The 22615-nt window shown below is 70.5% G+C and carries 26 protein-coding genes; 16 read left to right on the top strand and 10 right to left on the bottom strand.

Annotated features, from left to right (window positions below; genetic code table 11):
* Nucleotides 1–121 precede the first annotated feature (121 nt).
* On the bottom strand, nucleotides 122–736 hold the full coding sequence (gene ruvA, locus GC203_RS13325) for a Holliday junction branch migration protein RuvA (protein WP_293455188.1): 615 nt from the start codon (nucleotides 734–736) through the stop codon (nucleotides 122–124).
* A gap of 105 nt (nucleotides 737–841) precedes the next feature.
* On the opposite strand from ruvA, the gene GC203_RS13320 reads away from it, so the two are divergent.
* Entirely contained in the window at nucleotides 842–1168 is a 327-nt protein-coding gene (locus GC203_RS13320) for a hypothetical protein (RefSeq protein WP_293455185.1), read from the top strand.
* A 44-nt stretch (nucleotides 1169–1212) separates the two neighbouring features.
* Here the strand turns inward: GC203_RS13320 and ruvC are convergent, their stop codons facing one another.
* Nucleotides 1213–1731 (bottom strand): crossover junction endodeoxyribonuclease RuvC, encoded by a 519-nt coding sequence (ruvC, locus tag GC203_RS13315; protein ID WP_293455183.1) that lies wholly within the window; start codon nucleotides 1729–1731, stop codon nucleotides 1213–1215.
* A 353-nt stretch (nucleotides 1732–2084) separates the two neighbouring features.
* Here ruvC and GC203_RS13310 point away from each other — a divergent pair, with 353 nt between their 5' ends.
* Both GC203_RS13310 and GC203_RS13305 read left to right on the top strand, forming a co-directional pair.
* Complete coding sequence (locus GC203_RS13310) at nucleotides 2085–2894, top strand: PEPxxWA-CTERM sorting domain-containing protein (RefSeq protein ID WP_293455180.1); 810 nt, start codon at nucleotides 2085–2087, stop codon at nucleotides 2892–2894.
* Nucleotides 2895–3108: 214 nt separating this feature from the next.
* Complete coding sequence (locus tag GC203_RS13305; protein ID WP_293455178.1) at nucleotides 3109–4056, top strand: PEPxxWA-CTERM sorting domain-containing protein; 948 nt, start codon at nucleotides 3109–3111, stop codon at nucleotides 4054–4056.
* Between the two features lie 60 nt (nucleotides 4057–4116).
* On the opposite strand, the gene GC203_RS13300 is transcribed toward GC203_RS13305, so the two are convergent.
* Complete coding sequence (locus GC203_RS13300; RefSeq protein ID WP_293455176.1) at nucleotides 4117–4908, bottom strand: site-2 protease family protein; 792 nt, start codon at nucleotides 4906–4908, stop codon at nucleotides 4117–4119.
* 193 nt (nucleotides 4909–5101) lie between these two features.
* Here GC203_RS13300 and GC203_RS13295 point away from each other — a divergent pair, with 193 nt between their 5' ends.
* Nucleotides 5102–5443 (top strand): YMGG-like glycine zipper-containing protein, encoded by a 342-nt coding sequence (locus GC203_RS13295; RefSeq protein ID WP_293455173.1) that lies wholly within the window; start codon nucleotides 5102–5104, stop codon nucleotides 5441–5443.
* A 354-nt stretch (nucleotides 5444–5797) separates the two neighbouring features.
* On the top strand, nucleotides 5798–6058 hold the full coding sequence (locus GC203_RS13290) for a hypothetical protein (RefSeq protein ID WP_293455170.1): 261 nt from the start codon (nucleotides 5798–5800) through the stop codon (nucleotides 6056–6058).
* An 83-nt stretch (nucleotides 6059–6141) separates the two neighbouring features.
* Here the strand turns inward: GC203_RS13290 and GC203_RS13285 are convergent, their stop codons facing one another.
* Nucleotides 6142–6933, bottom strand: coding sequence for a response regulator (locus GC203_RS13285; protein WP_293455167.1), 792 nt, complete (start codon nucleotides 6931–6933; stop codon nucleotides 6142–6144).
* Between the two features lie 230 nt (nucleotides 6934–7163).
* Between GC203_RS13285 and GC203_RS13280 the strand changes: the two genes are divergently transcribed.
* The 4 genes from GC203_RS13280 to GC203_RS13265 are packed head-to-tail and all read left to right on the top strand — an operon-like array spanning nucleotide 7164 to nucleotide 9872.
* Nucleotides 7164–7352: a NepR family anti-sigma factor gene (locus GC203_RS13280; RefSeq protein WP_293455164.1), complete on the top strand. Its 189-nt coding sequence runs from the start codon at nucleotides 7164–7166 to the stop codon at nucleotides 7350–7352.
* A 20-nt stretch (nucleotides 7353–7372) separates the two neighbouring features.
* On the top strand, nucleotides 7373–7960 hold the full coding sequence (locus GC203_RS13275) for a sigma-70 family RNA polymerase sigma factor (RefSeq protein WP_293455162.1): 588 nt from the start codon (nucleotides 7373–7375) through the stop codon (nucleotides 7958–7960).
* A 9-nt stretch (nucleotides 7961–7969) separates the two neighbouring features.
* Nucleotides 7970–9688 carry a histidine kinase dimerization/phosphoacceptor domain -containing protein gene (locus GC203_RS13270; RefSeq protein WP_293455160.1) on the top strand — a complete coding sequence of 573 codons (1719 nt, stop codon included), beginning with the start codon at nucleotides 7970–7972 and terminating at the stop codon, nucleotides 9686–9688.
* A 46-nt stretch (nucleotides 9689–9734) separates the two neighbouring features.
* A complete protein-coding gene (locus GC203_RS13265; RefSeq protein ID WP_293455157.1) occupies nucleotides 9735–9872 on the top strand; it encodes an entericidin A/B family lipoprotein in 138 nt (45 codons plus the stop codon).
* On the opposite strand, the gene GC203_RS13260 is transcribed toward GC203_RS13265, so the two are convergent.
* The gene (locus tag GC203_RS13260) at nucleotides 9869–10690 is read right to left on the bottom strand and encodes a protein-glutamate O-methyltransferase CheR (protein ID WP_293455154.1); all 822 of its coding nucleotides are present in this window, start codon (nucleotides 10688–10690) and stop codon (nucleotides 9869–9871) included. The two genes, GC203_RS13265 and GC203_RS13260, sit on opposite strands and share 4 nt — an antisense overlap.
* Nucleotides 10687–11061, bottom strand: a complete 375-nt coding sequence (locus GC203_RS13255) for a response regulator (protein WP_293455151.1) — start codon at nucleotides 11059–11061, stop codon at nucleotides 10687–10689. Before GC203_RS13255 ends, GC203_RS13260 begins: the two co-directional genes overlap by 4 nt.
* Nucleotides 11062–11139: 78 nt before the next feature.
* Between GC203_RS13255 and GC203_RS13250 the strand changes: the two genes are divergently transcribed.
* Nucleotides 11140–11514, top strand: coding sequence for an MmcQ/YjbR family DNA-binding protein (locus GC203_RS13250; RefSeq protein WP_293455148.1), 375 nt, complete (start codon nucleotides 11140–11142; stop codon nucleotides 11512–11514).
* Here the strand turns inward: GC203_RS13250 and chpT are convergent.
* Complete coding sequence (gene chpT, locus GC203_RS13245; RefSeq protein WP_293455146.1) at nucleotides 11511–12161, bottom strand: histidine phosphotransferase ChpT; 651 nt, start codon at nucleotides 12159–12161, stop codon at nucleotides 11511–11513. The two genes, GC203_RS13250 and chpT, sit on opposite strands and share 4 nt — an antisense overlap.
* A 105-nt stretch (nucleotides 12162–12266) precedes the next feature.
* Between chpT and GC203_RS13240 the strand changes: the two genes are divergently transcribed.
* Both GC203_RS13240 and cysQ read left to right on the top strand, forming a co-directional pair.
* Nucleotides 12267–12470 (top strand): DUF3553 domain-containing protein, encoded by a 204-nt coding sequence (locus GC203_RS13240; RefSeq protein ID WP_293455143.1) that lies wholly within the window; start codon nucleotides 12267–12269, stop codon nucleotides 12468–12470.
* Nucleotides 12471–12491: 21 nt separating this feature from the next.
* Nucleotides 12492–13259, top strand: a complete 768-nt coding sequence (gene cysQ / locus GC203_RS13235; protein WP_293455142.1) for a 3'(2'),5'-bisphosphate nucleotidase CysQ — start codon at nucleotides 12492–12494, stop codon at nucleotides 13257–13259.
* A gap of 105 nt (nucleotides 13260–13364) precedes the next feature.
* Here the strand turns inward: cysQ and GC203_RS13230 are convergent, their stop codons facing one another.
* Nucleotides 13365–13574 (bottom strand): hypothetical protein, encoded by a 210-nt coding sequence (locus GC203_RS13230; RefSeq protein WP_293455141.1) that lies wholly within the window; start codon nucleotides 13572–13574, stop codon nucleotides 13365–13367.
* 118 nt (nucleotides 13575–13692) lie between these two features.
* Between GC203_RS13230 and GC203_RS13225 the strand changes: the two genes are divergently transcribed.
* Nucleotides 13693–14820, top strand: coding sequence for a PepSY-associated TM helix domain-containing protein (locus GC203_RS13225; RefSeq protein WP_293455139.1), 1128 nt, complete (start codon nucleotides 13693–13695; stop codon nucleotides 14818–14820).
* A gap of 9 nt (nucleotides 14821–14829) precedes the next feature.
* Here the strand turns inward: GC203_RS13225 and GC203_RS13220 are convergent, their stop codons facing one another.
* Together GC203_RS13220 and GC203_RS13215 are read right to left on the bottom strand one after the other, a co-directional pair.
* Nucleotides 14830–15507: a Fe2+-dependent dioxygenase gene (locus tag GC203_RS13220; RefSeq protein WP_293455137.1), complete on the bottom strand. Its 678-nt coding sequence runs from the start codon at nucleotides 15505–15507 to the stop codon at nucleotides 14830–14832.
* Nucleotides 15508–15572: 65 nt separating this feature from the next.
* The gene (locus GC203_RS13215) at nucleotides 15573–17933 is read right to left on the bottom strand and encodes a catecholate siderophore receptor Fiu (protein WP_293455135.1); all 2361 of its coding nucleotides are present in this window, start codon (nucleotides 17931–17933) and stop codon (nucleotides 15573–15575) included.
* A gap of 138 nt (nucleotides 17934–18071) precedes the next feature.
* On the opposite strand from GC203_RS13215, the gene GC203_RS13210 reads away from it, so the two are divergent.
* The 3 genes from GC203_RS13210 (at nucleotide 18072) to GC203_RS13200 (ending at nucleotide 22610) form a co-directional block, all read left to right on the top strand.
* Complete coding sequence (locus GC203_RS13210; protein ID WP_293455133.1) at nucleotides 18072–18893, top strand: enoyl-CoA hydratase-related protein; 822 nt, start codon at nucleotides 18072–18074, stop codon at nucleotides 18891–18893.
* Nucleotides 18894–18936: 43 nt separating this feature from the next.
* A complete protein-coding gene (locus GC203_RS13205) occupies nucleotides 18937–20127 on the top strand; it encodes an acyl-CoA dehydrogenase (RefSeq protein ID WP_293455131.1) in 1191 nt (396 codons plus the stop codon).
* A 128-nt stretch (nucleotides 20128–20255) separates the two neighbouring features.
* Nucleotides 20256–22610 (top strand): PAS domain S-box protein, encoded by a 2355-nt coding sequence (locus GC203_RS13200; RefSeq protein WP_293455128.1) that lies wholly within the window; start codon nucleotides 20256–20258, stop codon nucleotides 22608–22610.
* Nucleotides 22611–22615: the final 5 nt, after the last annotated feature.

Below are 22615 nucleotides of genomic sequence, written 5' to 3'. Positions count from 1 at the left end.
CCCGCCAACCCAAAGATCGAAACGAGCCTATCAGGCGCCATGGGCGGGCAGTCGTCCGCCACCTGGGACCTCGGCGATCCAGCCCGTTTCGCGCCGTTCGTGTTTTTCGTGCTCTCCATCCTCACCGCCCCAGCTCCTGCAAGGCGGCCTTGATGAGGGCCGGAGCCTCGGTCTCTTCGCCCAGGCGCACGGCGGCGGCCTCGACGACGCGCCGGGCGTGGATCTCGGCGACCCCCAGGCCCAGCAGGGCGGCCACCGCCTCGCCCGTGGCCGAGGCCTTCGCCGGCTGGGGCGCCGCGGCGGTCGCGTGGAAGGCGGCGACCGGGCCGTCGTGGATCGGCTTGTCCTTCAGCTCGGCGACGATGCGGGCGGCGAGCTTGGGGCCGACCCCCTGGGCGCGCGCCACCACGGCCTTGTCGTCGCGGGCCGCGGCGGCGGCCAGCTCGGCCGGCGGCAGGACGTCCAGGACGGACAGCGCCGCCTTGGGGCCGACGCCCTGGATCGCCTGGAGCAGCACGAAGGCGCGACGCTCGTCGCGCGAGAGGAAGCCGTAGAGCTTCAGGCCGGTCTGCTCGCCCCACTGGCTCTCGACGTGGACCACCGTCTCCTCGCCGATCTCCGGCAGGCGCGACAGCGTCCGGGACCCGCAGCGCACCACATAGCCCACGCCCATCACGTCGATGAGCGCGTCCTCTTCGGCCACCTCGGCCACCACGCCGCGCAGGCGTCCGATCATCCGCGAATCACGTTCAGCATGTGTTCCCAACAGGTACCGCAGGGGGCTCTGCAACCAAAGCGCCGCGCTCCGGTTCCCTCTCTTCCGCAGTCAGGAATGATTGAGATGAAGAGACTTGTGATCGCGCTGGGCGCCGTGGCGCTCTTGGGCGGCTGCGCCAGCGACATGGGCTACGGCGGCCGCACGCGCGGATACGACGCCTGGTACGACGGCGCCTATGGCCCCTATTACGACGGCTACTGGCGCGGCGACGTGTTCTGGTATTCGCCGGCGCGCGGCCGGCCCTATGTCCGCGACGACGGTCGTCACTTCCGCCGGGACGGCGGTCCGGGCTTCCATGGCGTCCACGGCCGTCACCGCGGGCATTGGCGCCACGACGACCATGACGACCGTCGCCACGGCGACCGCCACCACGGCGATCGCGGGCGCTAGGGCCTCGCCTGCCTCCCGCTCAAATTGAATCGGCGGCCAAGGCTCTAGGCCACCCTTCGCGCCGTGCGGGCATGGGCGTGGGCGATGGCGACGGCGAGCGCGTCGGCGGCGTCGGCGGCGGTCTTGCCGGCGGTGGGCAGCAGCCGGGCGATCATCCAGCCCACCTGGGCCTTGTCGGCGGCGCCCGTGCCGACCACGGCCTTCTTGACCACCGTGGCGGCGTATTCGGCCACCGGCAGGCCGGCGCGCGCCGGGACCACCAGCGCCATGGCCCGGGCGTGGCCGAGCTTCAGCGCCGAGGCGGCGTTGGAGTTCATGAAGGTCTCCTCGACGGCCGCCTCGTCCGGCGCGTGGGCGGCGATCACCCGCTCGATCTCGTCGAACAGCGCCTTCAGCCGCTCGGCGAAGGGCAGGGTCGCGTCGGGCGCGATGACGCCATGGGCCACGTGGGACAGCCGCGCGCCCTCGCACGCGATCACGCCCCATCCCGTGCGGCGCAGGCCGGGGTCGAGGCCGAGGATTCGGACGGGTCGAAGCGGCGGGCTCATACTCAAAATGAGCATGGAGCGGTTCGCGCGAGGGGAAAAGGCGGCCCTGGCGACGCGAGCCAAACCCGGCGTTGATGCAGAAGTTCAGATCAGGCGGGAGAGGGGCGGCGTCGATAGCAACGTCTTATAGGCGAGTTTAAGTATTCGCAGGTTGAGCTAAAGGAGGGGCGGGTTAGCAATGACGCCCAAAATCGATGGGTGGTTGTAGCATTCCCCTGTCAGGGGAGCGTTAAAACTCATCAATAGTGCTCTACCGAGGCGACTGACTCTCCCGAAACGCGAATGCCGTTGTTTCTAAGCTTCGGAAGTGGTGTATCCCGAGAGCTTGGGGCGCGGGGTGCGTCCCCGACGGGATGTGGAGCTGCACCATGGGTGCGAAGACGATTTTGAAGGCGACGGCCGCGATGACCGCGGCGGCCATGCTGATGGCGCCGGCCGTGTCGAATGCGACGACCTGGGTGACCCAGCTCGAATACGACGCGACGGGCAAGGTCGCGTCGCTCGGCACGGTGACCATCACCGACGGCCTCAATGGCGGCACCGACGTCCAGGTTCGCCTGGATCTCAACGCCGGCTTCGTGGTCGACACCGGCAGCCACTACGCCTTCACGTTCAATCTCGACCCGGACGCCGGCAATGTCGTCACGGTGAACGAGCCGACGGGCGGTTCGATCGACTACATCTACGCGAACACGTGGTCGCAACAGGTGTGTCCCAAGAACAAGCCTTGCTACACCGAAACCGACCCGCCCCCGTACGCGAACAGTCCGTTCGGCAATTTCGGCAATGCCTTCTTCCTGAGCGCCACGGGCGGCAACAACACCGTTCCGACCCCGTTCATCTTCACCGTCCACAACGACGCCGGCATCACCTTCGCCGGCACCGGCGTCACCCCCGGGCCGGGCGGCCAGCTGACCACGCTCGGCGATGGCCTGCATTTCGAATCCAACACGCCTGACGACGGCGGCAGCGTTCCCGGCTACGGGCCGGGCGGCTGGTGGTTCGCGGTCGACACGTCCGGCGCGGACAGCAACTGCAGCCCGACCTGCGTGATCGCGGGGCGTGACGCCTTTACCAGCGTCGTGCCGGAACCGGCGACCTGGGCGCTGATGATCCTGGGCTTCGGCGGCGCCGGCGCGATGCTGCGCACGCGGCGGCGGCGGATGGCGACGATCTGACGATCGCTCCAGACCGATCAAGGAAAAGCCCCGGCCCAGCGCCGGGGCTTTTTCGTTGGGGCTGGAATTCGCGTCGTGGGCAACCCGACTTCGCGTCTAAGGCGAGCGTAATGGCCGAGCTTCGCCAAATTCGTTAACAATGGATCGCGGGCTGATGGACGCCGTTCGATAGCGGTTTCCTGTGGGACGGCCCGACGGGAATTCGGGGAACAATATGAAATCGCAATTCGCGATCGGCGCAGCTGTCGCCGCACTCTCTCTTGCAGCCAGCCTTTCGGCGCCGGGCGCCGCCAACGCGCTGACCTACACCTCGGCGCTGGAATACAGCAGCAACACCTACGGTCCGTCGGGCCCGTTCGGCACGGTGACGATCGAAGAGGTCGACGCCAACAACGTGAAGGTGACGGTCGACCTGGACGACAGCATCCGCTGGTTTGTCGACACCGACCGCTCGCATGACGCGTTCAGCTTCAACATCTCGGACAGCCCCGAGAGCGTGGTGACGATCCTCGATCCCGCCGATGGCGGCGATTTCGAGTACCGGAACCGCAGCTGGACCGACACGCCCAATCGCGACAACGACCCCTACGGCGACTTCGCCAACGCCTTCGCCCTGGACGACCGGCACGACCACGAGCCGGGTTCGCTGGTGTTCAACGTCTACAACGCCAACGGCATCACCTTCGCCGGCGTCGGAGCCGCCTTCGACAGCGAGGGGCGCCTCATCAGCCTGGGCACGGGCAACCGCTTCTTCTCCAACTCGAACGGCACGGCGAGCGGCTTCACCGGCGGCTGGTGGTTCGCCGCCCAGGTGGTGGGCTATCCCGCGTCGGGCGGCCACCAGGACATCGGCGGCCTCGGCGGCACGCTCAACACCTTCGGCGGCTCCTCGGGCGGCTGCGGCAGCCACATCACCCTCAACGGGGGCAGCTACGGCGGGGGCGGCGGCTGCGGCTGCGACAGCCACGTCACCCTGAACGGGGGCGGCGGCAGCGGCCACAGCGGCGGCGGCGGTTGCGACAAGCCGCAGCCCTTCACGATCGCCGCGCGCGACGCCTTCACGACGACGAGCGTGCCCGAGCCGGCCACCTGGGCGCTGATGATCCTCGGGTTCGGCGGGGCCGGCGCCATGCTGCGCCGCCGCGGCGCCATCGCCGCCTGAGCCGCACGCTCGAAATCGAAGCAGCCCCGGCCTTGCGCCGGGGCTTTTTCGTGCCGGGCGCTACCGCCAGAAGTGGAACGCGTCCCAGCCGGCCTGCATCGCCTGGGGCGGCGCGCCCAGGGCCGCGGCGATGGTCGCCGACAGGGCGAAGAGGAAATTGCTGAAGCCCGGCAGGAAGAACAGGGCGGCCAGCAGCACCAGGAAGGTCAGGCCTTCGAAGCGCCGCAGGGCCGGGTTCCAGGCCGCCGGCAGGAACGGGCGGATGGCGTTGAAGCCGTCCAGGCCCGGAATCGGCAACAGGTTCAGCACCAGGGCCATGGCCTGGAGGAAGGCCAGCATGGCCAGCGCCCCGGTGAGCGGGCCCGAGACGCTTCCGCCGCCTGAGGCCCGCAGCCCGACCGCGATCACGATCAGGACGGCGAGGGTGGCGGCGGGGCCGGCTATGGCGGTGGCCGCGCGCCAGCCGCGGCTGCGGATCAGGTCGTTGCGGATGTAGACCGCCCCGCCGGGAAAGCCGATGCCGCCCAGCGCCAGGGCCAGCAGGGGAATCACCAGGCTGACGCCGAGGTCGCCGTAGCGGCGCGGATCGAAGGCCAGGTAGCCCTTGTCGCGCACGGTGACGTCGCCGCCCATGAAGGCTGTCGCCGCGTGGGCGAATTCGTGCGCCATCACCGCCAGCACCCAACCGACGATCACGAAGCCGAAGGTGAGCGGCGTGCGCCCGGCCGGCGTGAGCTGCAACGCCGCCCCCAGCGCCACGAACGCGGCCAGCAGCCCCAGGCCCACGAGGTTGTTCGGCGGCGCGGGGGCGGGTTGCGGCCGGGACGGCGTCGTCGGGACAGCGGTGCTCATGGGAGAGAGATAGGCGATTTCTCCGGCGCCTTCACGCCGCGTCCACGCGCGGCCGCCACGACCGCCGAGCGGACCAGCGTTTCAGGCCCAGGCCTGAGCTATGGTGTGCTCGCCTGAGCCCCGCACACCGGAACTGCGCCCTGGGCGGCGCGTTTTCCGCCTCTAGGGGACGTCCCGAAGGAGAGAACAGCCTATGTGGAAGCCAGCTATCGCCATCGCGGGGGCGGGTCTCATGGCCGCCGCCTGCACCAGCACCGGGAATGTCGAGCGCAACGCCACCGGCGGCGCGGCTCTGGGCGCCGTGGCCGGGGCGGCCATCGGCGCGGTGTCGGGCGACGTGGGCGTGGGCGAGGGCGCCGCGGTCGGCGCCGGCGTCGGCGCCGTCGCCGGCGCGGTGAAGGGCTGCCGCGAGGATGGCGGCTGCGGCGCCTCCAAGCCGTCGCGACGCCAGTACTACGACGAGCGCGCTGGCCGCTATTACTACTACGACCCCAACACCGGCCGGTACTACTGGGAGAACGGCGCGCCGCGTTGAGGCGGCGTCCGGCCCGGATCGGACGATGGGCGGCCGCCGGCGCGGCCGCCCTTTCCGTATGCGCCGCGCGCAAAAGGAGAGGGGCGGATCGTGGGATCCGCCCCTTGAAGTCGCATCATCGAGAAAAGGGTGCGGAGACGGCCGACTGGCAAGTTCGCCAGCCTCAAGTCGGGGGGGGCGTCGCCGCCTCCGCAGACATAAGAACCCGGTCACAACCGAAGCGTTCCCCACGTCGGGTCAATATTTTCACGCCCGCCTCGCGAGCCCGGCTTTCCGGAACACGAACGCCGCCGCGGACGTTCAAACCAGCCCGTGCCACTCGATGGTTCTCGCGAGAAAAGGACGCCAAGCGCCATGACCTATTCCACCGACGATCGGGAACGGACCGTGCTCGAAGCCACCCGCGCGCGCCAGGCGCGCCGCGGTACGCACGTCCTGTGGGTGCTGGTGATCGGGACCGCGCTCGCCGCGCTCGCCCTGCTGGCGGCCTACGCCTGGCGCGCGTCGGCGGCGCCCGACAACGGCCCGACGCCGGCCGAGCGCCAGAACGCGGCGCAGACGTTCGACACGCCCGCGCCGCCGCCCGCGACGCCTCCCGCCGGCCCGACCGACTAGGGCGTGATCCGCAAGAGCGGAGGCCGCCTTCGCGATCGGATCGCGGCTTGAGCTTCGGCGGGGAAGGGCCCTGGCGGACGGCCTCAGGCGGCTTCCCGGTTCGACGCCCGCGGATGGAAGAAGAGCGCCTGGCCGATCGCCGCCTTCACCGTCTCGGGCTGGAAGGACTTGGTGATCAGGAAGGTGGGCTCGGGCCGCTCGCCGGTGAGCAGGCGTTCGGGGAAGGCCGTGATGAAGATCACCGGCACGTCGAAGCGGCCCAGGATGTCCTTCACCGCGTCGATGCCCGAGGAGCCGTCGGCGAGCTGGATATCGGCGAGCACCAGCCCCGGCGTCTTGCGGGCGACCGCTTCGACGGCCTCGGTGCGGGTGGCGGCGATGTCGACGACGGTGTGGCCCAGCTCGGTCACCAGGGCTTCGATGTCGGCGGCGATCACCGGCTCGTCCTCGATGATCAGGACGTCCGTGGCGAGCTCGGCGTCGATTTCGGTCTGGGCTTCGCTGATCAGCCGCTCGACCTCGGTGAAGTCGGTGTCGAGGATCTGCGCGGCCTCGGACGGCGTGAAGCCCTCCAGGGCGGTCAGCAGGAACGCCTGGCGTGAACGCGGGGCGATCTGCATCAGCCGCCGCGTGGTCTCGTCGGCGCTGTCCTGCACCGTCTCAAGCTGGGCGCCCGAGGTGCACCAGATGGCGTGGAACACGTGATAGAGCGCGACCCTCGGCGTCAGATGGGCCTCCAGCGTCCTTTCGCCCGCCGCCAGGGCCTCGAGCGCAACGCGCACGTAGTGGTCCCCGGTCGTCTGGTCGCCCGTCAGCGCGCGCGCGTAGCGGCGGACGTAAGGAAGGTGAGGCGCAAGCCTGGCCAGTAAGCTCAAGGGTCGTCCCTTTCCGTATCGCGCGCCTCAGCCGGCAGCTTGGCGCGCCAAAGCTCCCCGACAGCCCGCATCATGATCCGAAAACGCCGCCGTAGGGAACCGGTTCCCTTCGCCGCTGGTTTTCCGCATCTTAAGGCGAAAGGGAAGGGAACCGGTGCGGACGCAGGGCGTTGAGTGAGCGAAAGAACCATAAGAGGGGGCGGTCCCCGCGCGAGCGGGGCGCCGAAGAAATGATCGAACAGCGCCCGATCCCCGACCGCCGAAAGGCGTCCGCAGCCTTGGACGAAGCCCGCCTGCGCCAGCAGGCGATCGGCGTGCGTCTGCGACAACTGTTTGACGAGGTGGTCAACGAGGACGTGCCCGACGAATTCCTCGACATCCTTCGCCGCGCCGACGAGCGCGGCTCGGAGAAAGCCTGATGGCGGCGGCGAACCGGACGATGCGACCGGAACGTAGCGCGGCCGAGGACGCTGCGTTCCGCAAGGAACTGGTGGCCCTGATCCCGCACCTGCGGGCGTTCGCGCGCACCCTCTGCGGAAATCCCACCGCCGCTGACGATCTGGCGCAGGACGCCATGCTCAAGGCCTGGGACGCGCGCGCCAGCTTCCAGATGGGCACCAACATGAAGGCGTGGACCTTCATGATCCTGCGCAACCAGTTCTATTCCGAGAAGCGGCGGTCCTGGCGTCAGAGCCAGCTCGACCAGGAGGCGGCCGAACGCACGCTGGTGGCGGTGGACGATCCCGAGGCGCCGGTCGCGCTCGACGAACTGCGCCAGGGCCTGGCCATGCTGCCAGCCGAACAGCGTGAGGCGCTCATCCTCGTGGGGGCTGGCGGCTTCGCCTATGAGGAGGCTGCCGAGATCTGTGGCTGCGCCGTGGGCACGGTGAAGAGCCGGGTCAGCCGGGCCCGCCGCGCCCTGCACGCCATCCTCGACGACGGAAGCTACGAACGGGATGGCGCGGCCGCCGGAGACGCAATGCGTTCTATCCTGGCCGACGCGGAGCGTTTAAGCACCGTCCGGTAGGACGGTCCGATGGTTCGGGTGCCTTGGAGTACGCTCAGCACGATCCGGGTTCGCCTGATCGCGGCCCTGGCGGCGGCTCTGCTGCCCGTCCTGATCCTTGGCGCACTGCAGTCGGCCATCGGATTCCAGCGCGAGGGGCGCGAGTTGCGGCAGAACCTCGGGTTCGCCGCCGAGCGGAGCGCGGCCACGGCGCGGGCGCGGATGGAAAGCGCCGACGTGCTGCTGCAGACCCTGGCGCCGGGCGCCGTCGGCTTCCAGTGCGCGCAGCGGCTGGCCCAGGTGGCCAGCCGGATTCCGGGCTATCTCAACCTGATCCGGTTCGATCGGCTGGGCCGCGTGGTCTGCGCCGCCGGGCCGGTGCCGGCCGACGCCGCCCGGTTGCAGCGCGCCTGGTTCCGTCAGCTCGCCGGCGGCGATGATTTCGCCGTCACCCGCGACCCGGGCTCCACCTACGCCGACGAGCCCGCCGTCCTGACCGCGGCGCGGGCCACGGCCGCCGACGGCGCGTTCGACGGCGCCTTCGCCGCCGTGGTTTCGCTTTCGAGCCTGCAGCCGCACACCAACGATCCGACCCTGCCGAAGGGAGCCGAGGTCGGGCTGGTCGACCGCACCGGCCGCTACATCACCACCACCGATGCGACGGCCTTCCCCCGGCTGCCCGAGGACTGGCGCGCCAAGGTCGAGGCTCGCGGCGCCCTGGTCTGGTACGGACAGGACAGCGGCAAGCGGCGGCGCGTCTACTCCGCCGCCCCGGTGGTCGGCGACGATGTCTATGTGGTGCTCTCGGCCCAATCGCCGGGCCTGATCTCGTGGGCGCGCCTGAACCCCCTGACCGGGATCGTCTTCCCGCTGCTCACCTTCCTGCTGGCGTTGGTGGCGGTGTCGGTCGTGACCGAGCGCGTGGTGGTTCGATGGATCGCCTACCTCCAGCGGATCGCGGCCCTCTACGCCCGCGGCCGCCTCAGCGTGCGCCCGGTGCAGGCCGAACAGATGCCGCCCGAGATCCGCGACCTTGCCGAAACCCTGGAGGACATGGCCGACGCCATCGTCGGCCGCGACGCTTCGCTGCGCGACTCGCTGGCTCAGAAGGACGCGCTGATGCGGGAGATCCATCACCGCGTGAAGAACAACCTCCAGGTCATCTCCAGCCTGCTCAACATGCAGCAGCGCGCGCTCGCCGATCCGGCGGCGCGCTCGGCCATGAGCGACACGCGCCAGCGCATCACCGCCCTGGCCCTGGTCTACCGCGCGCTCTACCAGGGCCCGGACCTGAAGCGCGTGGACCTGCGGCCGTTCCTCGAGGAGCTGACCGCGCAGCTCATCAGCGGCGAGACGGTCCGCGGCCACGCGGTGCGCACGGAACTGACCGTCGATCCGCTGGTGATCGACCCCGACCGGCTGGCTCCCCTGGCCCTGTTCGCCGTGGAGGCGATCACCAACGCCCAGAAGCACGCCTTCGCCGAGCGCGGCGGCCTGCTGACCCTGACGTTCCGGGTGCGGGGCGAGGAGGCCGAACTGGAGATCCGCGACGACGGCGAGCCCGGGGAGGGCGCGCTCGCCTCCTCAGGCGTCGGCCGCACCCTGATGACCGCCTTCGCGCGCCAGCTGCGCGGCCGCGCGGAACTGGTGCGCAACAGCGACGGCGGCGTTACCGCGCGCCTGGTCTTCCCGACGCCCTCGGCCGAGCCCGCGCCGCGGGCCACCCGGCGGAACCGCGCCGCAGCCTGAGGCGTTGCCGTTGGACCCTTCGGGGACCGACTGAGGAGATGAGACCATGCGTAAGATCATTGTGCTGGCCGCGCTGGCGGCCAGTCTCGCCGTGAGCGCCTGCAACACCGTGTCGGGCGCCGGCCGTGACATGAAGTCGGCCGGTCAGGCCGTGACGGACACCGCCGAGGACGCGAAGAACTAGGCCGCCGAGCGCACGTCGTCGCCGGTCGCGGCGGCGTGCAGTCCGATCGCCGGATCGATGGCCGTCAGGCCCCGGCCCGCCGCCTCGCCGGGCCCCAGCACCAGCCGCCCGCCCGGCAGAAGCGCGCCGCTCAGCGATTGCAGCACCCGATCCTTGGCCTCCGGGGCCAGCTGGGGCAGCAGATTGCGGCAGAGGATCACGTCGAAGCGGCCGAGCGCGGAGACGTCGTCCAGCAGGTTGACCCGCCGCCAGCGGACCATCTGGCGCAGACGCGGCGACAGCACGAACGCCTCGCCCTCCTTCTCGAAGCAGCGCACCAGGAGGCGCGCCGGCAGGCCGCGCTGGACCTCGAATTGCGAGAAGGCGGCCGCCTGGGCCTTCTCCAACGCGCGCTCGGAAAGGTCGGAGGCGAACAGCTCGACCCGGTCGCCGAGGCCGGCGGCGTCGGCCAGCAGCATGGCGAGCGAATAGATCTCCTGGCCCGTCCCGCAGGCTGCGCTCCAGATCCGCAGCGGCCGTCCGCCGGCCGCCCGCGCCATCGCCGGCAGCACCTCGCCGCTCAGCGTCTCGAACATCCGCCGGTCGCGGAAGAACTCCGCCTCGGGCAACAGCATGGCCTCGACGGTGGCCCAGGCCAGCCGCTCGTCGCCTCCGTCGCGCAGCTTCTCGATCAAGGCCTCGATCGACGGGAAGCCCTCGCGCCGGGCCACCGGGCCCAGCCGGCTTTCCAGCAGGTAGGTCTTGTCGGAATCGATGCGCAGGCCGGCGCGGGCCAGGCACAGGGCCGCGAGATAGATGCGGTTGGTGGTGGGGATCACGCGGCCACCCCCAGGGCGGCCAGCTTGCCGGCGACGATGCCGCCGTCGAAGGGCTTCATGATGTATTCGTCCGCGCCGGCGTCCAGCGCTTCGCGGATGGCGTCGAGATCGCTCTCGACGCTGCAGAACACCACCTTCGGGGCCGCGCCGTTCGGCTCGGCGCGCAGGCGCCGGACGAATTCGAGGCCGTCCATGTTGGGCATCCGCCAGTCCAGCAGGATCACGTCCGGCAGCACCGCCGCGCACCAGGCCATCGCCTCGACGCCGTCAGCCGCTTCGGCCACCTCGAAACCCATCTCCTCGAGGATGCGGCGCGAGACCTTTCGGATCACACGGCTGTCGTCGACGACAAGGCATGTCTTCGAGGTCACGGCCGCCCCTCTCCTCTACGCCGCCCATCTGAAGCCCAACCGGTTAACGGTCGGCTGACGTCGGCGTACCTTGGCGGCATGGTTGACCGCGAAACGCTCCGCCGCCTCGTGGAGGCCCTGCCGTCGGGCCACGACGCCTCCACCGAACGCGCGCTGACCTATCTGGTCGCGGGCAAAGGCCTAGCCTGGACCTGGAACGAGCGGGTCCATCCGAAGAAGCCGCGGGTCCCCAGGCTCGACGTGCTGGCGGTGCGCTGCAGCTTCGAACGGCGCGAGATGCTGCTGGACACCGCGCCCGACCGCTTCTTCATCGACGACCATTACCGCGGCTACGCGGGCGTGCTCGTACGCCTGGACGCGATCGACGAGGACGAGATGGCGGGGATGCTGGAGGCGGCCTGGCGGATGGTCGCCCCCAAGGCGCTGGTGAAGGCGCGGGATCTGGAGGGCTAGGCCGGCAGGGTGGCGGCGAAGACCACCCGTTCGGGCTCGGCTTCGGCGAAGACGCGCCCCCCGGCGTCGCCGATCAGCAGCCAGGCGTAGTAGGCCTGCACCCAGTGGCCGTGCAGCCCTTCGCCCAGGGGTTCGCCCCGCAGCCCTTCGCCCACCTCGGCCCGCAGGCGGGCGCGCGGCCCGACGGCCTCGATGGCGATGGACATGTTCGCCCCGTCCTGGACAGCCCGCACCTTGGCGGTCCCGCCGGTCGGCAGCGCCGCGCCCGCCATCTGCACCAGGTTGAGCAGCGCGCGGGCCGTCGGCTTGTTGACCGCCGGCGCCTCGACGGCCCAATCGAGGTCGGCGCGCATGTGGTCGAACACGCCGCGGGAGAGCTTCTCCAGGTCGCGCACGTCGAACGTCTCGGCCGACGCCGAAGCGCCGAAGGCGACGCGGCAGAAGGCGAGCTGGTCGGCCAGCTTCTTCGCGGAGGCGGCGATCAGGCCCATGGCCTCGTCATGCATGTCGCTGGTGGACGGGTCCTCCAGCAGATCCAGGCCCGACGTGATCGCGCTCGCGGGGCTGATGAAGTCGTGGCACATCCGCGCCGCCAGGAAGGCGGCGAGTTCGGCGGCGCGTACGGCGGGGGCGAGGGGCTCGGTCATGCCTTGCGACCCTAGAGTGCATCCGCGCGGAGGGGAATCCGGTTTGGCGGGCGGGCGCCATTTGCGCCTTGGGGAAACGCGCGCGCCTCTCTATGACAGCCCGGCATGGACAGGTTCCCGGATCCCTTCCTCGAGCCCGGCGTCCTGGTCCGACACCCCGCCGAGCCGGCCTGGGGACTGGGCCAGGTGCAGTCGGTGGCGGGCCGCAGGGTGACCGTGAACTTCGAACATGCGGGCAAGCGGACGATCGACACCCAGGTGGTGACCCTGGAGTTCGTCGACGACGATCCCCGACGCAACAATCCCTAGCGAGACGGACCGAGGCGGGACTTGAGCGACACTGACGAGCTGGGCCGCGCGCTGGCCGAAATCTGCGAGGCGGCGGCGGATCTGATCCTGCCGCTCTGGGAAGCCGGCGTGGAGGTGCTGACCAAGGCCGACGAAAGCCCGGTCACCGAGGCCGACCGGCGCGGCGAGGCGCTGATCCTCGAGCACCTCGCCAGGCGGTTCCCCGGCGTGCCGGTGATCTCCGAAGAGCACGCGAGCGAGTTCGGAACGCCGGACGCCATCGGGCCCCGGTTCTTCCTGGTGGACCCGCTGGACGGCACCAAGGCCTTCGTGCGGCGCGATCCGCACTTCACCGTCAACATCGGCCTGGTCGACCATGGCCGCCCGGTGGCCGGCGCCGTCGTCGCCCCGCCCAGCGGCGAGACTTGGTTCACGGCGCCCGGCGGCGCGCTCAAGCGGATCAAGGGCGGGCCCGAGGCGCCCGTGCGCGTGCGGCCCTGGCCCAAGGGGGCGGCCATCGCGCTCGTCAGCCACACGATGAAGGAGGAGACCGCGGCCAAGCTGGCGGCGGAGTACGGCTTCGACCTGCGCGAGCCGATGGATTCCTCGATCAAGCTCTGCCGGATCGCCGAGGGCGCCGCCGACATCTATCCCCGCCACGGCCCGACCATGGAGTGGGACATCGCCGCCGGGCACGCGGTGCTGGAGGCGGCGGGCGGGCGGCTGACGACGCCCGAGGGCGAGCCGTTCGTCTACGGCAAGGCCCCGGACGGATTCCGCAACGGCTGGTTCGTCGCCCGCGGGGGCTGACGGGTCCTGAGCCTCGGCGAGGGCTGAAGGCGCGGGAGATGGGAAAGGGCCCGGCCGACCGCGTTTGGCGGAGCCCGCTCCCGCGCCTTCGACGTTCGCCGAGGCTCAGATCAGCCGTGGAGGATTGTCCGGGTCGGCCATTGGTCCGGTGAGGACGGCCGGCTGAGCCGGTTCGAGCCGCTGCACGCCGGCGGGCGTCATCTGCGCCAGCGCCCAATAGCCCAGGAAGCCCGCGGCGAAGCCGATGCAGGCCAGGAGCAGGAAGGGCCGCAACACGCCCAGGAAATCGTCGGCGTCCGCTGTCGTCGTAAGCATCGAAGAGACAACCCCGGCGCGGCGAAGCGGTTGCGTGCGCAGGGCCTCTTGCGTTTGAGAATTACTCGCATTAGCACGATCGGCGGCCTTGTGGCCCAATCGGGAGAGACCGCCGCCCATGACCGTGCTCGCAAGGCTCCGCAGCCTCTGGCTGGACGTCCATCTCTGGATCGGCGCCGGCCTTCTGATCGTACTGGCTCCGCTGGGCGTCACCGGCTCTGTCCTCGTCTGGCACGATCCGATCGATCGCGCCCTCCATGCCCAGAGGTACGCAACAAGCGGGCCGACGGCTTCACGTCCGCTCGACGACTATGTGCGCGCGGCCCAGGCGGCCTTCGCCGGCCGCGCCCAGCTCACCCAGATCCGGATGCCGCAGGAGCCGGGCGACCCGGTCGTGGCGGTGGGGCGGATGGCGGGCTCCGGAGGCGGTGGCCGGCCCCAGACGATCAACGCCTGGATCGATCCGCCGACCGCCCGCGTGCTCGACACGGCCGAGACGGCCAAGGGCTTCATGATGATCATGCACCGGGTCCACGGCACGCTCATGATTCCGGAGGTGGGTCGCAAGGTGGTGGGCTGGCTGGGCTGGGCGATGTTCGTCTCGTGCGCCACGGGGCTGTGGCTCTGGTGGCCGCGGCGGGGCGGCTTCGTGAAGGGCCTGCGCTGGACGCGCGGCGACACCACGATGTTCAACCTGCACCACATGGTGGGGTTCTGGATCTGCATCCCGCTGGCGGTGCTGTCGCTGACCGGCGTCTACATCTCGTTCCCGCAGACCAGCCGCGCCCTGTTCGGAATCCCGTCCCCGCCGCCGCGCGCCGGCGGCCCCGGCGGGCGCTTCGCCCCGCCGCTTGCGCAGCCGCGCATGAGCTTCGGCGACGCCGCCGCCGCGGCCCTGGCCGCCGCCCCGGGCGAGTTGGCCGAGATCAACGCCCCGACGCGCGGCCGCGATCCGTCCTGGCGGGTCGGCCTGAGGACGCCGGGCGCCGAGCGGCCCGCGACGATCCAGGTCGCCGATGCGACCGGCGACGTGAGGCTCCCGCGCCCCGGCGCCGAGCCCCGGCGCGAGGGCGGCCCGGATCCCGTTTCGCGGCTGATGCGCCAGGTGCACGACGGCGGCGGCCTGGGGATCGTCTGGCAGACGGTGATCTTCGTCGCCGGGCTCGCGCCCGCGCTCCTCGGGATCACCGGCGTGGTGATGTGGCTGCGTCGGCGCGAGCGGCGGCGCAGGCTCGCGGAGGCCTGACGCGGCGGCTCAGGTCTCGGCCCAACCGCGCAGCAGGTTGTGGTACATGCCGGTGAGCTGGAGGACGGACTCCTCGTCGGCTCCGCCCGCCTTCAGCCGCTGGATCGTGGCGTCCAGCTCGAACAGCATCCGCCGTTGGCCGTCGTCGCGGACTAGGCTCTGAATCCAGAAGAACGAGGCCAGGCGCGCGCCCCGGGTCACCGGCCGCACCTGGTGCAGGCTGCTCGACGGATAGACGATCGCGTCGCCGGCCGGCAGCGTCACCTCGTGCTCGCCGTAGGTGTCGCTGATGATCAGCTCGCCGCCCTCGTAGTCGTCGGGGTCGTTGAGGAACAGGGTGCAGGAGACGTCCGAGCGCAGCTGCCGCCCGTCGCCCATCCGCATCACCGCGCCGTCGACGTGGAAGCCGTAGTGGCCGCCGCCGGCATAGCGGTTGAAGCGCGGGGGCAGGATCTTCAACGGCAGGGCCGCGGCGAAGAACAGCGGGCTGCGGTCCAGCGCGGCGAGCACCGCCGCGCCCAGTTCGGCCTTCAGCGGCGAGGCGTCGGGGAGTTGTTCGTTGCGCTTCACCTGCGCGCCCTGCGGCCCGACGGTTTCGCGGCCATCGGTCCAGTCGGCCGCGTCCAGCCGGCGCCGGAACTCGGCGACCTCCTGGGCGTCGAGGATCTGCGGGATGTGCACCAGCATGATGGCTTCCGCTCGGTTGCTCCGCGGCGGGCCGTCACCACCCGCCGCGGCCTGTATGCGTAGGTCTAGAAGCTGTAGTCGACGCTGAACAGGAACGTCCGCGGCGTGCCGGGCGTGTAGCGGTAGCCGCTCTTGTTGATCGACGCGACGTAGTCCTTGTCGAACAGGTTGTAGGCGTTGACCCGCAGCATGACGTGGTCGGTCACCGGGTAGGAGACGACCGCATCCACGACGGTCCACGACTTGGTGAAGGTGGGCGTGCCCACCGCGCCGTCCGTGCCGCGATGCAGGCCGCCGGTGTGGCGCACGCCGCCGCCGACGGTGAGGCCGAAGGGCAGGGTGTAGGTCGTCCAGACGGTGAAGGCGTCGCCGGGCGTGTAGGTGAGGTTCGAGCTCCCGTCGCTGGCCACGGACGGGCCCTCCACGACGCTGGTGTCGAGATGGCTGTAGCCGGCGGAGATCGACCATTGCTCGGTGATCCGGCCGACGGCCGAGACCTCGATCCCCTTCACCCGCTTCTCGCCCGTCTGGGTCGGGTTGCCGGCGTCGTCGAGGATCTGGTTGTTGATCTCGTTGGTCACGTTGGTGCGGAACAGCGCGAGGTTCACCAGCAGCTTGTCGTCCAGCACGCTCCACTTGGCGCCGGCCTCGATGGTCTTGGCCTTCTGCGGGTCGAGCCGCGGGTTGTCGAGGCTGGTGGCCGAGGAGCTCAGCGAGAAGTTCGAGCCGCCGGGCGGCTGCTGCGACAGCGCATAGTTCACATAGAGGCTCAGCGCCTCGACCGGCTTGTAGACCGCGCCGAGCTTCCAGTTGAACAGAGTGTCCTTGGAACTGAGGTCGTTGGTGGTGACGATCGAGCCCACCGGCTGGGCGCCGCAGGGCACGGCTCTGCGGCCCGTGCCGTTGTCGCAGACCGCGGTCGAGAAATAGGTGGTCTTGTAGTGGTCGAGCCGGACGCCGCCGGTCACCAGCAGCTTGTCGTCGAGGAACTTCGCGGTGTCGAAGAGATAGACGGCCTCGGTGTTGGTCTTGCCCTTGGCGACCGCGCCGCTTCGCGACAGGCTGAGCGAGCCGGCGTCGTTCCAGTCGGGATCATAGAGGCTGGCCGCCGGCCGGCTCCCCGTGACCGTGACCCCGTAGGCCGTCTGCCGTTCGCGGGTCAGTTCCACGCCCGCGCTGACGCTGTGCTCGACGCCGCCGGTGACGAAGTCGCCCCGCAGGTTGAGCTGGTCGGTGAGGATGTCGTTCTTCTGGTCGCGGACCGTGTTGAGGCTGCGCGCGACGGTGTAGGTCGACAGGTCGTTGGGGTCGGTCCACTTGATATTGCCGGCCTGCGGGTCGGCCGTCGTGCCGCCGGTCGTCATGAACGAGGTCAGGAGGTATTCCTGCTTCGTCCGGCCCCACCGCGCGGTGTTGGTCAGCTTCAGTCCGCCTGCGAAATCGTGTTCGAAGCGCAGCGTCGCCATCTGGGCGGTGACGTCGTCGTGGTCGTCGCGGGTGCCGTAGAAGTTCTTCGAATCGACCGGATGCCCGGCCAGCTGCTCCAGGCCCGGCTGCGGGGTCCAGCCCGGCAGGCCGATGGTGGGTACGAGGCCGTCGGGGATGTTGTCCTGGTCGACGTAGAGCAGGTTCAGGTAGACGCGCGTGTCGGTCATCAGGCCGAGGCCGAGCGACGAGGCGATGCCGGCGCGCTTGTTCTTCAGATGGTCGCGGCCCGGGACGTCGCTGTCCTGCCACACGGCGTTGAGGCGCAGGGCGCCGCCCGAGAGGCTGGAGAAGCCCTGGTTCACGTCGACCGTGCCGCGCTTCTGGCCGTCGACGCCGGCCGAGGCTGTCCCCGACACCGCGTTCTCCAGCAGCGCCTGCTTGCTGACGAGGTTGATGGCGCCGGCGGGCGCCGTGCGGCCGTTGTCGGTGCCGGCCGGGCCCTTCTCGATCTCCACCTGCTCGGTGTTGAAGAGGTCGCGGGAGATCGCGCCCACGTCGCGGACGCCGTCGACGAAGATGCTGTTCGAGGTGTCGAAGCCGCGCATGTAGACCGCGTCGCCGGTCGAGGTGCTGCCGTTCTCGCCAGCGAAGAAGGTCCCGACGCCGGGGCTGTTGCGCAGCGCCTCGGTCAGGGTCACCGCGCCCTGCTGGTTGAACAGCTCCTTGCCGATGACCTGGATGGTCTGGGGCGTGTCCTTCAGCGGCTGGGTGAATTTGGGCGACTGGATCACCTCGCGCCGGCCGACGACGACCAGCTGGTCCACGGCCGTGGCGCCGCTCGCGTCCGCCTCTTCCGCGTGGGCCTGCTGCACGCCAAGGGCCGCGACGGCTAGGCCGACCGAAACCCGGACCGATCTCTTGATGCTTCGAATGCCGCCCCTGCCGCTCGTACGCACGTCGCCAACCCCTTTGCGAATGAAACTCACGCGCAGTCGCATAACCGTCGGCGCCCGTTTTTGCAAATCATTATCAATAGCGCCTCAATGCCGACGTCATGGCGGCATAGATTCGGCGGCGGCTTCCCCTCGACGCGGTTCGGCGCGAGTGTTCCTCCAACGACATAACGGAGGAGCGCCATGGCGGACGGCGGACAGGTCTTCGACGCGGTCATCTACGAGCGGCGCGGCCCGGTGGCGGTGCTGACCCTCAACAAGCCCGACCGGCTCAACGCCCTCAGCGCGGTCATGCGCGCGGAGGTCGAGACCGCGCTGGCCGAGGCGCGCGCCGACGATGAGGTCCGCGCCCTGGTGCTCACGGGCGCCGGCCGCGGGTTCTGCTCGGGCGCCGATCTGGCAGGGGCCGCGATGATGGCCGAGCGCCCGGCCGAGGCGACGGGCCAGAACGAACGCATCGACGAGATGGGCTGGGTCGGCCGCTGGGCCACCTTGTGGGCCACGTTCGACAAGCCGGTGGTCGGCGCGATCAACGGCGTGGCGGCGGGCGCGGGGCTCTCGACGGCGGCGGCCTGCGACGTGCGGATCGGCTCGGAGCACGCCCGCTTCAAGAGCGTCTTCATCGAGCGGAACCTGTCGCCCGACTCCGGCCTGTCGTGGTTCCTGCCGCGGGTGGTGGGCTACGCCGCCGCGGCCGACATGATCTTCACCAGCCGCGCCGTCGGCGCCGAGGAGGCGCTGGGCCTGGGCCTGCTGAACCGGATCGTCCCGGCCGCCGAACTGCTCGACGCGGCCGTGGCCTACGCCGAGACGATCGCCCAATGGCCGCCGCTGGCCATGCGGATGTCCAAGCGCGTGCTGCAGCACAACCAGGACTGCGAGCTGACCGAGGCGCTGCGCTACGAGAGCCAGGGCCTCGCCTTCGCGCGGCGCGCCGTCAACGACGCCAAGGAATCGCGCCTGGCGTTCGTCGAAAAGCGCAAGGGCGTCTACACGGGGACCTGAAAAGCCGGTATCCCCCGCCGACTGATCGCGAAGGAGCCTCCGCATGCCGCTCGACACCGGCGCGCCCCAGAAGACCTACCGCTGGGACGATCCCCTCGACATGTCCTCCCGCCTCTCGGAGGAGGAGCGGATGGTGTGGGACGCCGCGCGCCAGTACGCGCGCGAGAAGCTGCTGCCGCGCGTGGTCAGCGCCTTCGCCGACGAGCGGTTCGACCGCGAGATCATGACCGAGATGGGCGAGCTGGGCTTCCTGGGCCCGACGCTGCCCGAGGAATACGGCTGCGCCGGCGTGAACCACGTGGCCTATGGCCTGATCGCCCGTGAGGTCGAGGCGATCGATTCCGGCTACCGCTCGGCGATGAGCGTGCAGAGCTCGCTGGTGATGTATCCGATCTTCGCGTTCGGCTCGGAGGAGCAGCGGCGCAAGTGGCTGCCCGGCATGGCGGCCGGCAAGATCGTGGGCTGCTTCGGCCTGACCGAGCCCGACGGCGGCTCCGACCCGGCCTCGATGCGCACCACGGCCAAGAAGGTCGACGGCGGCTACGTGCTGAACGGCGCCAAGATGTGGATCACCAACTCGCCGATCAGCGACGTGGCGCTGGTCTGGGCCAAGCTGGACGGCAAGATCCACGGCTTCCTGGTGGAGCGCGGGACCAAGGGGTTCGAGACCCCCAAGATCCAGAACAAGCTCTCCCTGCGCGCCTCGGTCACCGGCGAGATCGCGCTGTCGGACGTCTTCGTGCCGTCCGACGCCATCCTGCCGAACGTCAGCGGCCTGCGTGGCCCGTTCTCGTGCCTGAACAAGGCCCGCTACGGCATCGCCTGGGGCGCCATGGGCGCGGCCGAGTTCTGCATGCACGCCGCGCGAGACTACGTCTCCAGCCGCTCGCTGTTCGGCCGCACCCTGGCCTCGCGCCAGCTGGTGCAGAAGAAGCTGGCCGACATGTCCACCGAGATCGCCCTGGGCTTCGAGGGCGCGCTGGCTCTGGGCCGGCTGATCGACGAGGGCGCCTGGGTGCCCGAGGCCATCTCGATGCTCAAGCGCAACAACTGCGGCAAGGCGCTCGACATCGCCCGCGTCGCCCGCGACATGCACGGCGGCAACGGCATCTCGGGCGAGTACCACGTGATGCGACACGCGGCGAACCTGGAGACCGTCAATACGTACGAGGGCGCCCACGACGTCCACGCCCTCATCCTCGGCCGGGCGATCACGGGCGAGAACGCCTTCTGAGGCCGCGACCGCGCCGCGGAGAGCGAAGCTCTGCGGCAAATCGCGACCTTGAGTGACCAATGTTTTCGGTCACAACGTTAAATTTACGGGTGTTTCCGTAGATCGTCGCCGCACCCTGGGGGAGGTCTATGGCTCGGAAGAGCGCGAACGGCGCCGCCGACAAGGCCGAGATGGCGAAATGGCTGTTCGACAACAGCCGTGACCTTATGCAGGTCGTGTCGCCGGACGGCGTGTTGCTGCAGGTGAACCGCGCCTGGTCGGAATTCACCGGTCTGAGCGAGCGCGAGCTCGTGGGCCGCTCGGTGTTCGACTTCTGCCACCCCGACGAGCTTCCGGGCATCCGCGCGCGGGCCGACGCCTCCAATCCGGGCGACCTGAGCGAGGCCGAGGTGCGGCTGCGCAACCGCCACGGCGAGTGGATCTGGGTGGCCGCCCGCCGCCAGGTGATGGATGACGGCTGCCACATCGGCAACATGCGCGACATCACCGCCGAGCGCGCCTACCGCGAGCAGGTCGAGGACGCCCGGCGCACGCGCAAGACGCTCGGCGCCTCGGCCGGCATCGGCATGTGGACCTACGAGCCGCTGGACGACCGGGTCGAGTGGTCCGACGAACTGACCGAGCTGGTCGGGCTGGAGCCGGACTCGGTGCGCACGCCTCAGGATTTCGCCGACCTGCTGCCGCAGCGCGAGCGGGAGGCGGTGCTGGCGCGCTTCACCCACGCTGCGACCACCGGCGAGCCCAACCAGTTCGAGCACCGCGTCCGCACCGCGTCGGGCCGCTACAAGACGTTCCGCGCGACCTTGCGCACCGAGCCGCGCGGCGAGGGCGCCTTCGCGCTGAAGGGCATCTCCGAGGACATCACCGAGCTGGTCGCGGCCCGCGACGCCGCCCGCAAGGGCGAGCAGCACATGCGGCGGGCCCAGCGCGAGGCCGCGGCCAACGCGCGGCGCCTGACCCTGGCCCTCGAGGCGGCGGAGTCGGGCGTCTACGAGATCGATCACCTGCGGCGCACCTTCTGGGCCTCGCCCGAGTACGTCCGCATCACCGGCGAGGTGACCGCGAACTACGAGGATGCGGCGACGCTCCGCTTCCCGCGCTTCCACCCCGAGGACCTGCCGGCCGTGCGCGCGGCCTTCCGCGCCCTCCACCATGGCGAGATGCGGTCGGGCGACGGATTCGAGGCGCGGATCCTGCGGCCGGACGGCTCCGAGCGCTGGGTGCGCGTCTACCACCACCTGCTGACCAAGCGTGGCGGCCGCTGGATGCGGGCCGTGGGCCTGATCCAGGACTGCGACGTGCTGAAGCGCCAGGAGCTGGCGTTGAAGCAGGCCCAGCGCGATGCCGAGGTGGCCGCCGAGGCCAAGGCGGCGTTCCTCGCCAACATGAGCCACGAAATCCGCACGCCCATGAACGGCGTGATGGGGGTGTTGCACCTGCTGGGCGGCGAGCAGCTCTCGGAGGACGGCCGCGCATTGCTGGCCGAGGCGCTCTCCTGCGGCCGGATGCTCTCCGAGCTGCTCAACGATGTGATCGACTTCTCGAAGATCGAGGCCGGACGGCTCGAGCTGGCCGACGAGGCCCTGGACCCGGCCGCCCTGGTCCAGGGCGTGGTGCGGCTGCTTGAGCCGCAGGCGCGCGCCAAGGGTCTGCAGATGGTCGTCGACGCCGATCCCGGCCTGGGCTGGGTGCGGTCGGATCCGGTGCGGCTGCGCCAGGGCCTGTTCAACCTCGTCGGCAACGCCGTGAAGTTCACCGACAGGGGCCATGTGGTCGTGCGGTGCCGCCGGGCCGACGCCGGCGTCCTGCGCTTCGAGGTCGAGGACACCGGCATCGGCATCCCGCAGGCCGCCCAGGCGCGCCTCTTCGAGCGCTTCAACCAGGCCGACGCCTCCACCACCCGCAAGTTCGGCGGTTCGGGGCTCGGGCTGGCGATCACGCGTCGCCTCGCCCAGTTGATGCAGGGCGACGTGGGCTTCACCTCGCAGGAGGGCCAGGGCTCGACCTTCTGGCTGGAAGTGAGGGCCGAACCCGCCGCCGCCGAGGTCAAGGCCGCCGAGACGCAGGTCGCCCTGCTCGACGGCGTCCGGGTGCTGGTGGTGGAGGACAACGCCACCAACCGGCTCATCGCCACCAAGCTTCTGGAGAACCTCGGCGCCGTGGTCGAGACCGCGGCCGACGGCTACCTGGGCGTGGAGGCCGCCGCCCGCGGCGAGTTCGACCTGATCCTGATGGATATCCAGATGCCGGGCATCGACGGCGTCGAGGCGGCGCGCCGCATCCGCGCGCTGGGCGGGACGCTCGCAGCCACGCCGATCGTGGCGCTCACGGCCAATGTGCTGGCCCATCAGCGTCAGGCCTATCTGGAGTCGGGCATGGACGGGGTTGTCGGCAAGCCGATCTCGCCCGGGGCCCTGCTGGCCGAGATCAGCGAGGCGGCCGGCCGCCGCGACGCGGCCCAGGCCGACAGCGCCGCGGCCTGACCGAC

Origin of the sequence: Phenylobacterium sp. (assembly GCF_016124325.1) — a bacterium.
Classification (GTDB): Bacteria; Pseudomonadota; Alphaproteobacteria; order Caulobacterales; family Caulobacteraceae; genus Phenylobacterium.
This window is presented reverse-complemented; position numbering and strand designations above follow the sequence as displayed.

Coding starts and splice junctions, on each gene's coding strand:
- ruvA (WP_293455188.1), bottom strand. CDS start 736: ATGATCGGACGCCTGCGCGGCGTGGTGGCCGAGGTGGCCGAAGAGGAC.
- GC203_RS13320 (WP_293455185.1), top strand. CDS start 842: ATGAAGAGACTTGTGATCGCGCTGGGCGCCGTGGCGCTCTTGGGCGGC.
- ruvC (WP_293455183.1), bottom strand. CDS start 1,731: ATGCTCATTTTGAGTATGAGCCCGCCGCTTCGACCCGTCCGAATCCTC.
- GC203_RS13310 (WP_293455180.1), top strand. CDS start 2,085: ATGGGTGCGAAGACGATTTTGAAGGCGACGGCCGCGATGACCGCGGCG.
- GC203_RS13305 (WP_293455178.1), top strand. CDS start 3,109: ATGAAATCGCAATTCGCGATCGGCGCAGCTGTCGCCGCACTCTCTCTT.
- GC203_RS13300 (WP_293455176.1), bottom strand. CDS start 4,908: ATGAGCACCGCTGTCCCGACGACGCCGTCCCGGCCGCAACCCGCCCCC.
- GC203_RS13295 (WP_293455173.1), top strand. CDS start 5,102: ATGTGGAAGCCAGCTATCGCCATCGCGGGGGCGGGTCTCATGGCCGCC.
- GC203_RS13290 (WP_293455170.1), top strand. CDS start 5,798: ATGACCTATTCCACCGACGATCGGGAACGGACCGTGCTCGAAGCCACC.
- GC203_RS13280 (WP_293455164.1), top strand. CDS start 7,164: ATGATCGAACAGCGCCCGATCCCCGACCGCCGAAAGGCGTCCGCAGCC.
- GC203_RS13275 (WP_293455162.1), top strand. CDS start 7,373: ATGCGACCGGAACGTAGCGCGGCCGAGGACGCTGCGTTCCGCAAGGAA.
- GC203_RS13270 (WP_293455160.1), top strand. CDS start 7,970: ATGGTTCGGGTGCCTTGGAGTACGCTCAGCACGATCCGGGTTCGCCTG.
- GC203_RS13265 (WP_293455157.1), top strand. CDS start 9,735: ATGCGTAAGATCATTGTGCTGGCCGCGCTGGCGGCCAGTCTCGCCGTG.
- GC203_RS13250 (WP_293455148.1), top strand. CDS start 11,140: ATGGTTGACCGCGAAACGCTCCGCCGCCTCGTGGAGGCCCTGCCGTCG.
- chpT (WP_293455146.1), bottom strand. CDS start 12,161: ATGACCGAGCCCCTCGCCCCCGCCGTACGCGCCGCCGAACTCGCCGCC.
- GC203_RS13240 (WP_293455143.1), top strand. CDS start 12,267: ATGGACAGGTTCCCGGATCCCTTCCTCGAGCCCGGCGTCCTGGTCCGA.
- GC203_RS13230 (WP_293455141.1), bottom strand. CDS start 13,574: ATGCTTACGACGACAGCGGACGCCGACGATTTCCTGGGCGTGTTGCGG.
- GC203_RS13225 (WP_293455139.1), top strand. CDS start 13,693: ATGACCGTGCTCGCAAGGCTCCGCAGCCTCTGGCTGGACGTCCATCTC.
- GC203_RS13220 (WP_293455137.1), bottom strand. CDS start 15,507: ATGCTGGTGCACATCCCGCAGATCCTCGACGCCCAGGAGGTCGCCGAG.
- GC203_RS13215 (WP_293455135.1), bottom strand. CDS start 17,933: ATGCGACTGCGCGTGAGTTTCATTCGCAAAGGGGTTGGCGACGTGCGT.
- GC203_RS13210 (WP_293455133.1), top strand. CDS start 18,072: ATGGCGGACGGCGGACAGGTCTTCGACGCGGTCATCTACGAGCGGCGC.
- GC203_RS13205 (WP_293455131.1), top strand. CDS start 18,937: ATGCCGCTCGACACCGGCGCGCCCCAGAAGACCTACCGCTGGGACGAT.
- GC203_RS13200 (WP_293455128.1), top strand. CDS start 20,256: ATGGCTCGGAAGAGCGCGAACGGCGCCGCCGACAAGGCCGAGATGGCG.